This is a genomic window from Streptomyces sp. NPDC002490 (assembly GCF_040296045.1).
GTDB lineage: Bacteria > Actinomycetota > Actinomycetes > Streptomycetales > Streptomycetaceae > Streptomyces.
Genome location: NZ_JBEOWM010000006.1, coordinates 35,203 through 50,147 on the forward strand (window position 1 = coordinate 35,203; position 14,945 = coordinate 50,147).

General features: G+C 71.0%; 11 protein-coding genes and 2 pseudogenes. 4 read left to right on the top strand and 9 right to left on the bottom strand.

Annotated features, from left to right (window positions below):
* Positions 1-55 precede the first annotated feature (55 nt).
* The 8 genes and pseudogenes from ABT092_RS05465 to ABT092_RS05500 form a co-directional block, all read right to left on the bottom strand.
* A complete protein-coding gene (locus tag ABT092_RS05465; protein ID WP_351240058.1) occupies positions 56-1,693 on the bottom strand; it encodes an ArnT family glycosyltransferase in 1,638 nt (545 codons plus the stop codon).
* Positions 1,690-3,003: a glycosyltransferase gene (locus tag ABT092_RS05470; RefSeq protein WP_351240060.1), complete on the bottom strand. Its 1,314-nt coding sequence runs from the start codon at positions 3,001-3,003 to the stop codon at positions 1,690-1,692. Before ABT092_RS05470 ends, ABT092_RS05465 begins: the two co-directional genes overlap by 4 nt.
* 240 nt (positions 3,004-3,243) lie before the next feature.
* Positions 3,244-5,396: pseudogene (locus ABT092_RS05475) on the bottom strand (thioredoxin domain-containing protein).
* Between the two features lie 84 nt (positions 5,397-5,480).
* Entirely contained in the window at positions 5,481-6,992 is a 1,512-nt protein-coding gene (locus ABT092_RS05480; RefSeq protein WP_351240062.1) for a sensor histidine kinase, read from the bottom strand.
* Complete coding sequence (locus ABT092_RS05485) at positions 6,989-7,738, bottom strand: response regulator transcription factor (protein ID WP_351240064.1); 750 nt, start codon at positions 7,736-7,738, stop codon at positions 6,989-6,991. The genes ABT092_RS05480 and ABT092_RS05485 overlap by 4 nt, the downstream gene beginning before the upstream one ends.
* A 103-nt stretch (positions 7,739-7,841) precedes the next feature.
* Positions 7,842-9,530, bottom strand: coding sequence for a CotH kinase family protein (locus ABT092_RS05490; RefSeq protein WP_351240066.1), 1,689 nt, complete (start codon positions 9,528-9,530; stop codon positions 7,842-7,844).
* Positions 9,530-10,207, bottom strand: a complete 678-nt coding sequence (locus tag ABT092_RS05495) for a DUF4956 domain-containing protein (RefSeq protein WP_351240068.1) — start codon at positions 10,205-10,207, stop codon at positions 9,530-9,532. Before ABT092_RS05495 ends, ABT092_RS05490 begins: the two co-directional genes overlap by 1 nt.
* Positions 10,204-11,070: a polyphosphate polymerase domain-containing protein gene (locus tag ABT092_RS05500; RefSeq protein ID WP_351240070.1), complete on the bottom strand. Its 867-nt coding sequence runs from the start codon at positions 11,068-11,070 to the stop codon at positions 10,204-10,206. The genes ABT092_RS05495 and ABT092_RS05500 overlap by 4 nt, the downstream gene beginning before the upstream one ends.
* A gap of 407 nt (positions 11,071-11,477) precedes the next feature.
* On the opposite strand from ABT092_RS05500, the gene ABT092_RS05505 reads away from it, so the two are divergent.
* The 4 genes and pseudogenes from ABT092_RS05505 to ABT092_RS05520 all read left to right on the top strand — a co-directional run.
* Entirely contained in the window at positions 11,478-11,711 is a 234-nt protein-coding gene (locus tag ABT092_RS05505; RefSeq protein ID WP_351240072.1) for a transposase, read from the top strand.
* A gap of 103 nt (positions 11,712-11,814) precedes the next feature.
* Positions 11,815-12,213 (top strand): DDE-type integrase/transposase/recombinase, encoded by a 399-nt coding sequence (locus tag ABT092_RS05510; protein ID WP_351240074.1) that lies wholly within the window; start codon positions 11,815-11,817, stop codon positions 12,211-12,213.
* Positions 12,153-12,392 carry an integrase core domain-containing protein gene (locus ABT092_RS05515; protein WP_351240076.1) on the top strand — a complete coding sequence of 80 codons (240 nt, stop codon included), beginning with the start codon at positions 12,153-12,155 and terminating at the stop codon, positions 12,390-12,392. The genes ABT092_RS05510 and ABT092_RS05515 overlap by 61 nt, the downstream gene beginning before the upstream one ends.
* 24 nt (positions 12,393-12,416) lie before the next feature.
* Positions 12,417-12,701, top strand: a pseudogene (locus ABT092_RS05520) (DNA-binding protein); the annotation flags it as partial.
* 242 nt (positions 12,702-12,943) lie between these two features.
* On the opposite strand, the gene ABT092_RS05525 reads toward ABT092_RS05520, so the two are convergent.
* Entirely contained in the window at positions 12,944-14,188 is a 1,245-nt protein-coding gene (locus ABT092_RS05525; protein WP_351240078.1) for an ROK family transcriptional regulator, read from the bottom strand.
* Between the last annotated feature and the right edge of the window lie 757 nt (positions 14,189-14,945).

The following is a 14,945-nucleotide window of genomic DNA, read 5'->3' on the forward strand; positions in this document are numbered from 1 at the left end:
GTGGCGAGCGGCGTCGGTCGACCGTCCGACCCGGTGGCCGCACGGTCGGCGCGGGTCATTCCCGGCCCCCCGTGACCTCGCGGATCTCCACCCGTGCGGCGCCCTCGCCGAAGGTGACGACGGGACGGGAGTGGTCGAGGGCCGCCTTGACGGTGGGCAGGTCGACCGCGTCGCGGCGGACGGTGCGGGAGGAGACGACGTAGTCGACGTCGCGCCAGCCGCGGGGCAGGGTCCGGGCGACCTCGGGGTCGAGGTCGGCCTTGTAGAACCAGATGGCGCCGTCGCCGGGGCGGTACCCGGCGTGCACGAGGTCCAGCCAGAGGGCGTCGTCGGTGAGGACCCGGGTGCGGGCGGGGTCGGGCACCTCGCGGGCCATCCAGGCGGCGGCCTGCCGGTGCGGGGCGCTCTCGTCGGCGGCGAGGGCGTCCCGGTTGGCGTCGTACCAGCGGGGCACGGTGTGGGCCGCGGCGGCGAGCGCGAGCGCGGTGAGGAGCCCGATGCGCGCCCCGCGGAGCAGGCGGGACTCCTCGGGGCGGCGCCGGCGGCGGAGCAGGGCATGGCTGACGCTGGCCGCGGCGCCGGCGAGGACGAGGGCGAGGAAGGGGAGGGCCTGGACCACGTACATGGCCGGCAGGTAGCCGTCGGGGCGCATCGCCACGAGGGCGAGGAGGGCGACGGTGACGGCGGGCCCGGCCAGCGCGCGGGCGGTGACCGACCAGCGGTAGGCGGCGAGCAGCACGAGGGCGGCGGCGAGTCCGCCCAGCGGCAGGACCCGGTCGTAGTACAGCCAGTCCTGGAGGACCTGGTGGGCGGCGGAGGAGGGGTCGAGGATGAACCCCGAGCCGGGGCGGCTCATCTGGTAGGCGGCGCCGTCCCACAGGGACACGTGGTCGTCGCCGGGCAGGAGCTCGCCCTTGAGGACGGCGAACAGGGGGTAGGTGAAGCCGACCAGGGCGCAGGAGGTGATGGCCCCGGTGAAGGCGAACTTGCGCGTGTCACGGTGGCTGAAGCGCCACATGGTGAACAACAGCGCGGGCAGCACCAGCAGCATCGTCTCCTTGCTGAGGACGCCGATCGCGGCGGCGATCCCGGCGGCGAAGTGGTGCCACAGGTGGCGGTGGGGCGAGGCCGCGAGACAGAACGCGAGGAGCATCCAGAGCACGGCGATGTTGTCGAGGAAGATCTGCCGTTGGAGGTTGACGGCCAGCGGGGAGAGTCCGAACAGCGCCGTGGCCAGCGCGGCGGACCAGCGCGGCAGCCACAGGCGGCGGGCGAGGACGTAGACCAGGACGGCGCTGATCGCGACGATCACCAGCATGGCCAGCCGCATGGTGCCCACGGTCATCGTCTCCGGGGCGAGTTGGGCGGGCAGCCAGGTCAGGGCGGCGAGTTGGAGCCAGCCCACGGGCGGGTGGTCGTACCAGTAGGTGTAGTGGGCGAGCCCCTCCCCCTGTTGGACGGCCCATGCCTGGGCGAGGTAGGTGCCCTCGTCGTCGCTGAAGGTGGGGTAGGCGCCGATGTTCCAGCCCTGGACGGCGACGATCACGGCCACCAGGGCGGTGCAGAGCGCCAGGTCCACGGGGGAGGTGCGGAACCGGACGACGGGCCGGCGGGTGAGGGCGGGGCGGCGGGCGGCACGGGGGCGTCGCGCGGGGACGGGAGGGGCGTCCGCCGCGGGGAGGGTGGCTCTCACGCGGGGGCGTCCTCTCGGAGGTCTGCGGGGCGGGCGCCCGATCCGGCGGCGGCCGGGGCGGTGGCGGCCGGGGCGGTGGCGAGGTGGGCGCCGGTGTGACTGGTCAACTCCCAGTCGTGTCGTCCGCGTTGTTCGCGCCACACGGCGCGGATCGCGGCGCCGGCGAGCAGCACCTGGTAGAAGGGTCCGCCGAGCACCAGCTTCCCGTAGTGGGCGAGGCGGACCCGTAGTCCGTACTGCTTGCCGAAGTCGTGCAGTCCGACCACTTCGAACACGAAGGTCATCACGGCGGTGACGGCGGGCAGGAAGGTGACGAAGGCGACGGCCACGGGGACGTCGAGGAGGAGGGCCACGACCACGTTGAGGGGGATGACCACCCCGGTGAACGCCTGGAGGAAGGGGGTCATCAGGGTGTAGCGGGCGAGCAGCCGCTGTCCCGCGGTGGGCAGCCGCTTCCAGTCCTTCTTGCGGTACACCTGGAGGAAGCCCTGGTTCCAGCGGGTGCGCTGCTTCAACAGGGACAGCAGGCTGCCGGGGGTCTCCTCGCGGGTGACCATGTCGGAGTCGTAGGCGACGACGACCTTCTTGCCGACGCTGGACAGCCGGACCCCGAGGTCGCAGTCCTCGGCCAGGCACTGCGGGTCCCAGCCGTCGGCCTCGCGCAGCACCTCGGTGCGGACGAAGACGGTGTTGCCGCCGAGTGGGATGAATCCTTTCTGCGCATGCAGGTGCAGTCGGGAGCGGAACCAGAAGAAGTACTCCAGGCAGTTGCGCAGGCTGTACCAGCTGGAGTGGAAGTTGATGAGTTGCACCCCGCCCTGGACGACGTCGGCGCCGGTGGAGCGGAAGGCGTGGTCGACGTGGGCGAGCAGCGCGGGGTGGACCTGGTCCTCGGCGTCGAAGACCCCGACGACCTCGCCCCGGCAGTGCGGGAGGGCGGTGTTGAGGGCCTTGGGCTTGTTCTTGGCCTCGTGGGTGTCGACGACGACCCTGACCCGCCGGTCACGGGACTCGGCGAGCCGGGCGACCTCGGCGGTCTCCGGGTCGTCGTGGCCCACGATGACGATGACCTCGAAGTCCGGGTGCGTGGACTCCAGCAGCCGTCGGACGGTGTGGTCGAGGACGGCCTGCTCGTGGCGGGCCGGCAGCAGCAGCGAGAACGACAGGGCGCCGCCGCCCTCCGGGCTGGCGAAGCGGGTCGAGGCCAGCACCTCGGGGGTGCGCCAGGCGTGCATCTGCCACCAGAGCGTGAACGCCGCCATCCAGAACAGCGCCAGCGACACCGCGGCGACGAAGACCGACGTGAGCAACCAGATCCCCCCATGGACCCCGCCGGCGCACGACACCTCGTCGCGCCCCCCACCGACAGGGAGAGATTAGGAGCATCAGCGGACGTCAGGTCACTCGGTCGATAAATGGCCTGTTTCGCATAGCGGGGCTCTGTATGGCGATCTTTCGGGCACGGAAGCGTTCGTTCCGGGTCATTCTCCGAAAGAAAACGCACCCGTAACCCGCCGTTCGGCGGGTTACGGGTGCGTCATCATGATCGCTCAAGTTGTCTTGATATCAGCCCCGTTGGCGTCTCCTTCGCGGCCGCCTTCGACATCGACCCGCACCCCGAGGGCCGTCCGCAGCCGCTCCAGGTCCGTGGTCGGGGCGTCGCAGGTGAAGTTCCGGCAGACGTAGGCGGTGGTCCGTCCGCCCTGCGGCGAACGGTCCGCGAGCAACGGGAGTTCCACCCCCGAGCCGCCGTCCCCACCCTCCGCCCCGGCGTCCCGTCGTGCCGGAGCACCCACCGCGACGACCGCCCCGGGCGCGGTGCCGAGCAGCGCCGCCCGGTGGAAGGTCCGCCGCACCGGGTCGTCGTCCGCCCCGACCACCGCCACCTCGCGCGGCCCGTCCAGTGCCGCCTCGGTGACGGCGAGCCCCCAGCCGATGAACCGGGGCACCCGCGCCCCCAGGGCCGCGACCACCCCGAGGGCGCGCTCGGCCGCCTCCCGGTGCGGCGCGGACCCCGTCTGCGCCGCGTACGACAGCAGCGCCCCGGCCGCGGCCGTCCAGCCGGACGGAGCGGCGTTGTCGGTGGGGTCCTGGGGGCGCCGGATCAATCGCTCGGCGTCCGAGGCGGTGTCGTACAACGAACCGTCCCCGTCGGCGAACCGCACCAGCACGTGGTCCAGCAACAACCCCGCGAAATCCAGCCACACCCCCTCCCCGGTCACCGACGCCAGCGCGAGGAAGCCCTCCGCCACGTCCCCGTAGTCCTCCAGCACGCCGGCGTTCGCGCCGGCGTGACCGTCCCGGGAGGTACGGCTGAGCCGGGCCGCACCATCGAGGTGCACCCGCACCAACAGATCGGCCGCGCACACCGCGGCCTCGACCAGGTCGGACCGGTCCGCGTACGCGCCGACCTCCGCCAGCGCGGCGATCGCCAACCCGTTCCAGGCCGCCACCACCTTGTCGTCCCGCTCCGGCGCGGGCCGCCCGGCCCGGGCGGCGAACAACCGCTCCCGCACCGAAGCCACCCGATCGGCGTCGAACACCCCTTCGTCCTGCGGAAGTTGCAGCACCGAAACGCCGGCACCGCCCTCCGGGAAGGTGCCCTCCTCGCTCACCCCATAGTGGGCGGCGGCCAGTTCGGCGTCCCGCTCCCCGAGCACCTCCCGCAGCTGCTCCCGGGTCCACACGTAGTAGGCCCCCTCGTGGGAACGGCCGTCGGGACCGATGCTGTCGGCGTCCAGCGCGGACGCGAACGCCCCCTGTTCGGTGCGCAGTTCCCGCACCATGAACTCGGCGGTCTCCACCGCGACCCGGAGTGCGGACCGCGAACCGGTGGCCCGCCACAGGTGCGCGTACACCCGGCACAACAGGGCGTTGTCGTACAGCATCTTCTCGAAGTGGGGCACCACCCACTCCCGGTCCACCGCGTAGCGCGCGAACCCGCCGCCCAGTTGGTCGTAGATCCCGCCCCGGGCCATCCGCTCACAGGTGTCCACGACCATCTGGAGGGCGCCCTCGGACCCCGTTCGGGCGTGGTGGCGCAGCAGGAACTCCAGCACCATGGACGGCGGGAACTTGGGCGCCCCGCCGAAGCCCCCGTACCGGGCGTCGTACTCCCGGGTCAGCTCCAGCAGCGCCCGGGCCGGCACCTCCTCCCCCGGCAGGACGCCCGCCCCGTGCCCCAACCGGCGCTCCCCGAGGTCCCGGGTGATCCTCGCGGCGACCTCCCCGACCTCGCCCCGGCGCTCCCGCCACGCCTGTTCGACCCCCGCCAGCACCTGCCGGAACGAGGGCGTCCCGTGCCGGGGCTCGGGCGGGAAGTACGTCCCGAAGTAGAACGGCTCCGCATCCGGCGTCAGGAACACCGTCATCGGCCAGCCGCCCTGCCCGGTCGCCGCCTGCACCGCCTCCATGTACACCGCGTCGACGTCCGGCCGCTCCTCGCGGTCGACCTTCACGCTCACGAAGTGCTCGTTGAGGACAGCCGCGGTGGCCTCGTCCTCGAACGACTCGTGCGCCATGACGTGGCACCAGTGAATTCGTAGAAGCATAAGTGGCAGGACGCATAGCCCACACTCAAGAGAATGGGCACGTCCCGCCGCTTGGCTTCTTCCATCGCCTCCTCTCCCCATGGCCACCAGTCCACTGGATTGGAGGCGTGCTGGAGGAGGTAGGGCGACTGTTCGTTTGACAGTCGGTTCATACCGGCATCGTCGCACGATCCGGCTACCGCCAGCGGTTCGACCTCGCCGGGGCACGGCCCGAAGAGCAGGCCGGGGGCGTCGGGTCAGTGCACGGGCAGGAGGAGGCGGAAGGTGCATCCGGCTCCGGGACGGGTGTCGAGTTCGAGGCGGCCCCGGTGGGCCTCGGCGATCGCGGAGGCGATCGCGAGGCCGAGGCCGCTGCCGGGCTCGCCGGCGTCCGAGGGGGCGGCACGGTAGAAGCGGTCGAAGACGTGGCGGGCGTCTTCGCAGCTGAGCCCGGGGCCGGTGTCGGCCACCTCCACCACGGCGACCTGGGTGCCGGGCGGCAGGGCGGGGGCGGCGCTGGTGCGTCCGAGCCGGTCGAGGCCGCCCGTGGCGGCGCTCGTACGGATCGTGCCGACGCGTACGCGGATGCGTGCGGAGGCCGGGGTGTGGGTGCAGGCGTTGGTCAGCAGGTTGGTCACGACCTGGGCGAGCTGGTCGGCGTCGCCGACGGTCTCGACGACGTCCAGTTCCCGGCCGCTGATGTCGGCCTCGCCGTCGGGGAGCGGTTCCAGGGCGATCGTCCGGCCGGGGCGGCGTACGGCGGTACTGGTGATGCCGTCGGCGGCCAGGGAGAGCAGGTCCACGGGTTCCGGATGGGGGCCGGGGGCGTGGCCGAGTTTGGCGAGCAGGAAGAGGTCGTCCACGAGGCGGCTCATGCGGTCGGCGTTGGCGGCGATCAGCGTGTGGGCTTCGCCGCGGCGTCCGGCGGGCATGTGGGGGTCGTCGCACAGCAGTTCGGCGAATCCCTGGATGACGGTGAGCGGGGTGCGCAGTTCGTGTCCGGCGTCGGCCATGAACCGGCGCATCTGCCGCTCGGAGGCGGCGGTACAGTGCAGGGCGGTGCGCAGCCGGTCGAGCATGGTGTTCAGGGCCTGTCCCAGCCGTCCGACCTCGGTGGTGGGGTCGGGGTCAGGCACGCGGAGGTCCAGGGCCCCGTCGGTGATCTGCTGGGCGGTGCCCTCGACGCGGGAGAGGGGCCGCAGGCCCAGACGTACGGCGGCGTTGCCGAGCAGGGCGACCCCGGCGGCGACGATCACGACGAGGAACGCGCTGAACCACAGCAGCTTGGTGGTCGCACCGTCGACGGTGTCCAGGGGCAGGGCGACCACCGCCCTCATGCGGTCGGGTCCGGAGTCGGCCATCACGCGCCAGCTGCCGTCGCCCGTCGCGGCGGAAACGGTGGTGGGCACGCCATCGCCGAGGTTCAACCGGGCCGCTGCGGCGGGAAGTCGTGGTCCGCGGTCGTCGTCGCGGCCCAGCGAGTCGTCGATCAGGCGGCCGTCGGAGTCGTAGAGGTAGACGCGGTAGTCCGAGGGCAGGACGTCGTCGTTCCTGGGACCGCGCAGCCGGCCGTCGTCGGCGATGTCCTCGTACATGCGGCGGGGCGGTCTGAAGTCGGCGAGCTGGTCGTCGACCTGGTCGGTGAGCCAGGAGCGCAGCACGGTCAGTCCGGCGGTCTGGCACAGCAGTACGGCACAGGTCGCCAGGACGGTGGCGATGAGCACGAGCCGGGTGCGCAGCGAGCGCGGCGCTCTCAGGCCGGCCTTCACGGGCGGGGTGTTCCGGTGCCGGGGGTGCCGTCGTCGGGCAGGCGCAGGCAGTAGCCGACGCCGCGGACGGTGTGGATCAGGGCGGGTGGGGCGGCGTCGATCTTGCGGCGCAGGTACTTGATGTAGGTGTCGACGATCCGCGTGTCGCCGGCGAAATCGTACTGCCACACCTCCTGGAGGATCTCGCCCTTGCCGAGCACCCGGCCGGCCTGTGACATCAGGCAGGTCAGGAGCCGGAATTCCGTCGGTGACAGTTTCAGCGGTCGGTCGGCGCGGTGTGCGGTGTGGGCCTCGGTGTCCAGGACGAGGTCGTCGTAGCGCAGGGGCGGGCGGGGGCGGGCGTCCAGGGTCGGGGCGGAGGTGCCGGTACGGCGCAGGATCGCGCGGATGCGCAGCAGTACCTCCTGGACGTGAAAGGGTTTGGTGACGTAGTCGTCGCCGCCGGCGCTGAGGCCGATGATGCGGTCCTCGGCGTCGGTGCGCGCGGTGAGGAACAGCACCGGGGTGTACTGGCCCTGGGCGCGCAGCTGCCGGGTCAGGTCGAAGCCGTCGGCGTCGGGCAGCATCACGTCCATGACGATCAGGTCGGGTTGGCTGTCGCCCGCCTTGACCATGGCCTCCTGGCCGGTGACGGCCGCGACGACGGAGTGTCCGGCGGCGTGCAGGGCGGAGGTGAGGAGCGTACGGATGCTGGGGTCGTCCTCGACCACGAGGATGGTGGACCGGGCAGGGGCGGGGCGGGGCATGTGCGGCTCGCTGGGGTAGAGGACGGTGCGCGCGAGGGTAGCGGCACCGGCTGTGAGAGGCGGCCGGGGCCCGGGGCGGGGGTGGCCGCCCCGGGCCCCGGCGTCATCCGTTGACCTGCTCGTTCTTCGCGAGCGCCGCGGTGCGCTCGGTCACCGTGGTGCGCAGCTTCTCCACGGCCGTGTCCAGTTCCTTCGAGGACCCGGCCGCCTCGCGGGCCTGCTCCGCGATGGTGTTCAGGGCCTCGACCGCCGTATCGGAGGCGAAGGTCTTCGCGTAGACCTCCTTGTACGCCGCCTTGTAGAGCGCGTCGAACGCGTCGGACTCCAGGAACCGGTCCTTGAGGGCGTTGCCGCCCATCGAACCGCCCCGGCCGCCGGGCTCGCCGTTGCCGCCCCCGGGCATTCCCTCGGGCGGTTCCATCCCCTCCCCCAGCTCCGGCGTTCCTTCCGGCATGTCGGGCATTCCTTCGGGCAGGCCCCCTTCCGGTTGGCCGGGACCGCCTTCGCCGTTCTGCTGCCCCTCTCCGCCCCGTCCACGGCCGCCGCCCATGCCCCCCATGCCGACCTTGTCGTCCGGGCCGGCGGCGGTGTCGCCGGAGAAGGTGAGGTTGTAGTCCCAGCCCAGGACGGAGAACTTCTTGGTGTCCAGGTCGTACCAGAGCATGTAGTTCTTGCCGGGGCCGGAGATGTCGTCGAAGTTGAGCAGCAGGTTCTGCGTGGCGATGTACGCGGCGAGCGAGTCGACGTCGACGTACTCGTGCAGTTCCTGCTCGAACTCCTTGTCCGAGGCTTCGTCCGCCCACTTGATCAGCTTCATGACCGGGCTCAGGTCCTGGCTGCCCACCTTGTTGAGCTGGCGGAAGGAGGTCTCGTACTCGGACGGGTCGTCCCCGCGGTAGGCGAAGCTCCCGCCGGCCCGGGCCTTGTACAGGACTCCGTTGCCGTCGCCGACGGCCTCGGCGTACTCGGTGTCCGGGTTGTCGACCATCAGACGGGACACCGCGGGCCGGTCGTTCACCCGCACCGAGGTGAAGCTGTACGCCTCGGCGGGCTGCCCGGACGCCTCGGTGAGGGACAGCGACAGTGCCTCGTTCAGCGGCATCTGTTCGTTCACGCCGGGGCGCAGGGAGATCTCCCGCTCGCCCTGGTAGGCGCGTCCCTCGATGTACTCGTCGATCTTGATCAGCCAGGGCAGTTCCTCGGGCTTCTTCGCGGACAGGTCGTACTGCACCATCCCGCCCGGCCCTCCGCCGGCCGCTCCCGGGCCCCCACCGGCGGCGGCTCCCGTACCGCGCGCTCCCCGGTCGGCGGCGGGCGGGTCACCGGCACGGCCGGGCAGGTTCCGGCCGCCACCGGGCATGCCCTTGCCGTCGCCCCGCAGGGACATCAAGGTGGAGTTCCCCTTGAGACGGATTCCGACGTCCTCCAGATGGACGCCGTCGATCGTCAGGTCGGCCGCGATGTAGTCCTTCGTCCCCTCGTCCTCGAACTCCTTCATCATCTTGTCGAAGTCGGTCTGCTGGTAGGTGAGCTGGATCGAGTGGGCCACCGTCGCGTCGTAGAGGCCGACGGTGCCCTCGACGTCCTGGGTGATGGTGTCGGCCTCCACCCGCGAGGAGGAGGTCACGTACGGCGACACGCGGGCGTCGCCGAAGAAGTAGGTCGCCACCGCGAGGCCGGCGCACAGCGCTCCGGCCGGCTTCCAGTGGTGGCGCAGCCGTACCGGCAGCCGGTCCTTCAGCCGCCGCCTGCGCACCGGTACCGCCACCGCGTCCCGCTCGTCGCCGGGCATCACAGGTCCGTGGTGTCGTAACCGGTCAGGACCGTCACCCGCTGCCCGGACGTACGTTCCTGGAGCGCCGACACCAGGTCGCCGGGCTCGGTGCCCTTCTTCATCCGCACGGTGTAGAACACCTCGGTCAGAGCCCCACCGCGGATGGTCTCGGTGCTCACCAGCTCGTACTCGCTGGTGTACTTGATCAGGACGTCGCTGATCGCCGGGCCGTAGTCCTCGCCCGTGGGCACCTGGACCTTGACGACCTGCCGCTGCACGTCGAGGGCGAACCAGTTGAACTTGAACATGATCAGGATGACGACGCAGATCGTCACGGCGCCGGCCACGGCCAGCGTGTAGAAGCGGGCACCGCAGGCCATGCCGATGGCCATGGCCAGGAAGATGAAGCCGACGTCCCGTGTCTCCTTGATGGCGTTACGGAACCGGACCACCGACAACGCGCCCATCAGGGTGAACGCCCGTGCCAGGTTGGATCCGACGATCAGCATGATGAGCGCGACGATCATGCCGACGATCACGAGGGTCTGGACATAGGACTGGCTGTAGGACACGTTGCGGTGGGTGTACCGGTAGGTGTAGCCGATCACCGTGCTCAGGACGAACGACAGTGACAGCGCCACCACGACGTCGGCGACGCTGAACGTCCCGCTGAGTTCCTGTAGATCGAAGTTCACTCGGCTCCTGCTTTCAGCAACGTGTGCGACTGCTGCTCGATGGGGGTGGGCGGCGGCGGACAGTCCGCCTCGCTGATGTGGAAGACCGAACGCGGCGCCAGGCCGAACGCCTCGACGGACTGCACGTACTTGGAGATCCGAACCAGGCTGAGATTGCGCCGGGCGGCCACGTCGGTGATCCAGTGCGGCGTGCGCTCGTTCACCTTGATCTCCATCACCGACATGTGCGGCGGAATGGTGAACCGGTTCTCAGGGGTGGGCGTGCCGAAGTGGAAGTCCCGGTCCCGGCCCCGTACCCGGCGGTCGAAGGTGACCCGCAGGCCGGTGTCCGCGTCCCGGCCGACCAGGGCCTCCCGTTGGTAGCCCGTGATCGCGGTGGGCCGCAGGTTCAGCCGCACGATCAGATCGAGGACCTCCTGGACGAAGGCGCTCTCCTTGACGCTGTGGTCGACCATCTCGCGGCCGTCGCACAGGCGCTGCGCCATCCCGTACGGCAGGGTGATCCGCCGCTTCTGCGTCACCCGGTTGACGCGCTGCTTGATCTCCACGCACACCGGCGAGTCGTCGGTGACCGAGTCGAGATCGCCGTAGTGGCCGATGCGGAGCTTGCGGCGGAACTTCAGCCCCTCGATCTTCTCCCAGTAGAACCGCAGCTGCGGAGTGTCGTAGTACAGGCTCCACACGCCGTAGCCGCCCACCGGGCTGTTGAGGTCGCGGTCCATCCGCTCACCCAGTTCGTCCCGGATCTCCGCGGCCTCCTCGACCGGCACCAGGTATTTCAGCTCGAACCGGTTGAACGCGTGCAGTCTGCTGGCCACGTGCAGCGGCTGCGCGTCCTCTTCTGCTCCTGCGGCTTGTGACACCCTGCTCCTCCTCGTCGTGCGGCCCGGACCGGCCGGCGAGAAGGAACGCAACCAACGGCATCTGAGCGGGCCATGAGAATCACGGGTGCATTGCGGGAGAGCCGAAGTTGTACGGACGGTGAACCGTTCGGGGCGCGGGGCAAGGTCGTCGAAGACCTCGGGGCAGGCGGCTGGCTCGACAGCGCCCTGGGCAACCCCTGCCAGGCGCGGATCCCGGGCGTTGCACGTCGACCACGTGTTGGCGCATAGGCGCAAATCGGCCAGGAGAGCGAGGGCGTGCACGGTCCGCACTCGGGGTCGTGTGAGGTTCCCCTCGTAGCGTGGGAGTCCGTGACAGCAGGGGATGTTGGTTGTCATGGCGGAGGAGAGTCGCAAGTTCACGGTGGAGTTTCGCGAGGGGGCGCATCGTGACGGAGACCGGGAAGCCGGTCCCCGAGGTCGCGGAGGACCTGGGGATCAACGAGACGACCCTGGCGAGCTGGGTCTCGCGGGCGAAGCGGGCGGATAAGGGCACGCCGGAGGACAGGGACGCGTTGATCGCCCGGCTGACGGCGGAGAACGCGGCGCTGAAGAAGGAGAACACGGAGCTGGGGATGGAGTGCGATGTCCTCAAACGCTGCATGGTCCTGTGGGTGAAGTAGCTGCGGCGGACCCGGCCGCCGTGGCCGGGGTGATCAGCGACAACAGGACCGAGCACGGCATCCCGCACACCGTCTCGTGCCGCGCTCTGGGCGTGAGCGAGTCGTGGTTCTACAGCGGCCGGCCGCACCGGACTTCGTCAAGCGGGTCTTCACCGCCGAGGAACCCGACCTCGTCTGGGCGGGCGACATGACGGAGATCGTCACCGAGGAGGGCAGGCTCTACCTCGCCACGGTCATCGACCTGTTCTCCCGGCGCCTGCTCGGCTACCCGATGGGCGCCCGCCACGACGCGGACCTGGTCGTGGCCGCGCTGAACATGGCAGCGGCCACCCGCGGCGGCGACGTCCGCGGCGGGATCTTCCACAGCGACCGGTTGAACTCACCGAGTACACGTCCCGGAAGTTCGCCCGGGCCTGCCGCCGGCTGGGCGTCACCCAGTCCATGGGCCGGGTCGGCTCGTGCTTCGACAACACCGTCAGCGAGGCGTTCAACAGCGTACTGAAGGTCGAGTACGTCCGCCGGCACACCTTCCGCACCCGGACCGGGGCCCGGATCAGGGTCGCCACCTGGATCACCGACTTCTACAACACCCGTCGGCTACACAGCGTGTGCGGGGCCAAGAGCCCGATCGACTACGAACGCGAGTACTGGGCCGGCCTCACCGTGGGGCTGGCTGCATAGGAAGGACTCCACAGTTCGAGGGGGTTGACAGCCCTGACCATCGTCGAAGCCGTGCACGGGAAGGCCGATCTGGCGCGTTTGAAGTGGGTGCTCTCCCGGCTGCGGGTGGAACCGGTCAGCCAAGAGGACTCCCTGACCGCAGTGATGCTGCTTCAGGACGCAGGCGGGCTGCACGGGCACGAGTACGCCATCGACGCCCTCGTCGCGGCACTCTCGCTCCGCGTTCCAGCCCCCGTGATCGTCCTGACCTCCGACCGCTACGACTGGTCCAAGCTCTGCGGAAGCCGCGTGATCAGCAGAGCGGTGTGAGCACCTCCGACCACCGGGTCCGCCCCTGCACCGGCACCCGTGGTCATCAGGCTGAGTGGCACGACGAACGGCCCACCGGGAGGAGGACGGGGTACGTCGCGCTGCTTGGCCGCGTGCATCGCCTCCTGGGTGTATTGCCCAGTGAGGTACGGCGACCCGGGTTCGGCGGAGCCGGTCACCGGGCTCGCAGCGTCCGGGCTCCTCGATCCGCGGTGCGGACCACGCCCGGGGCGGCCCCCATCTCACCGGTGGTGGGGTGAAGGGGCGGACAGCAGGTGCGGTTCGATGGCTTCCAGTGCCATGCAGGCGCCCCCGATCGCGGCGGCCTGGTTGTGCAGCGAGGACAGGACCAGGGGCGGGGGCAGGAGGGTGTGGGGGACGAGTTTCTGGCGCAGGATGCCGAGCGCCCAGGGGCCGGCCTGGGCGACGCGACCCCCCAGCACCACGATGTCGGGGTCGAGGACGAGGACCAGCGGTGCCAGTCCCTTGGCGAAGCCGGTGATGAAGTCCTCGGCGATCGCCCGGGCCACCGGGTCTCCGTCCTGGGCGGCGGCGAAGACGGTGGTGGCCTGGACCGATGCGGCGTCTCCGCCGGCGAGCTCGCGCAGCGCCCGGCCGTCGGGGCGCCGGGCGGCCGCCCGGCCGCGTGCCGCGATGGCCGGTGCGCCCACCGCCTGCTCGAAGGTGCCCTGGCCCAGGGGACCGTGGGTCGAACCGAGGACGAGGTGGCCGATCTCGCCCGCCGCCGACGAGGCTCCGGCGTGGAGGTTGCCGGACACGAGGATGCCCGCTCCGACACGGGTTCCCCAGTGGACGTAGGCCACGGTGGCGAGCCCCTGTGCGGCACCGCGCCGCGACTCGCCGATCACCGCGAGGTTGACGTCGTTCTCGAAGTGCACCGGACAGCCGAACCGGCGCTGGAGCCTGGCGCGGTGGCCGTCGCTGTCCCACTGGGCCAGGCACGGCCCCTGCGTCAGGGAACGGGCCCGGTGATCGACCAGGCCGGGTGCCCCCACCACCAGGCTCCTGACCGTGCCGTGGGCCACTCCTTCCGCCTTCAGCACCGTTTCGATCTGCGACTCCAGTTCGGTCATCAGCTCGTCCATGCTCCGCGCCGAGTCGGGGCGCCCTTCGTGGCGCGCAACGACCTGGCCGGCCAGGTCCATCACGACGAGGAGCAGACGGCTGGGGCCCACCTCCGCACCCAGGACGTAGCCGTTCTCGGCGCGGTAGCGCACCAGCCGCGCCGGGCGTCCCAGACGGGGGTAGTCCGCCTGGGCAGCGGGTTCGTCGACGTACTCGACGAGGGCGTCGGCCTCCAGTGACGCGACGAGTTGAGTGACCGTGGGGCGCGAGATGCCGGTCCGGTTGGAGATGTCACTGATGCGCAGAGGGCCGGTGACCCGCAACAGCCCGACGACCTTGTTGGCGTTGGCGCGCCGGAGATCCGCAGGCGTGAGACCTTGCCCGTTGTTCAAGCCTGGCATGACCAGGACCCCCTTGACAGTAGGTTGGGGAACAATATAAATGTAAGGCACTTAATAAAGTGCTCACGCTGCAACAAAGTCACTCGTCCCCCACCACGCGCAAGCGCGAGGGAGCACCGGATGGAGTCCGCGGCCAAGCCTGAACAGCCAGACCCTTCTTTGCAGACGACGTACTGTTTCCAGCGCGGCCGCGTGCCCCGGGCGCAGGTCGCCGGGGCGTCCGCCGTCGGATGCGTGCTCAACGCCTTCGGTCCTTCGCGTCCTCTGCTCGTCGACGGATGCGGGACCTCCCGGCGGACGAGGCCCGACGTGCCGGCCCTCCGCACCGTCGCCTCCCGGGAGACCTTCTCGCCGGCACCGGCCCTCTGTAGTACGGGCATCGTCGGGGCACTCTGGCAACGTTGTCGTCACCGCAGTGGCCGCCCCGTCGGGCCGGCGCGACGGCGCAAGGTCGGCGGCCACCGGCCCGGGCTCGCCCGCTCCCCCCGCCCGGGGCACCGCGACCGCGTTCAGCCCGGACGGTCGGGCCCGGCTCCTGCCGGTCGTCCCGTTCGTCCCCGTTGTCCTCGGGACACGGTCGCCCCGGCACCACGACCGTCGGATGCACGACCGTCGGATGCACGACCGTCGGATGCACGACCGTCTCCCGGTTCGCCCCGTCCGGACTGACGAACTACGGCCCGGGCATGCTCGGCCATTCCCCCGCAGCCCCTCCCGGGCCGTCGGGACCTCCCACGAGCGGCCCGACCGGGCGACG

What these genes read in the sequence shown, in the direction of transcription:
- ABT092_RS05485 (WP_351240064.1), bottom strand. Translation starts at nt 7,738, where the DNA reads ATGCCCCGCCCCGCCCCTGCCCGGTCCACCATCCTCGTGGTCGAGGAC.
- ABT092_RS05490 (WP_351240066.1), bottom strand. Translation starts at nt 9,530, where the DNA reads ATGCCCGGCGACGAGCGGGACGCGGTGGCGGTACCGGTGCGCAGGCGG.
- ABT092_RS05515 (WP_351240076.1), top strand. Translation starts at nt 12,153, where the DNA reads ATGGGCCGGGTCGGCTCGTGCTTCGACAACACCGTCAGCGAGGCGTTC.
- ABT092_RS05525 (WP_351240078.1), bottom strand. Translation starts at nt 14,188, where the DNA reads ATGCCAGGCTTGAACAACGGGCAAGGTCTCACGCCTGCGGATCTCCGG.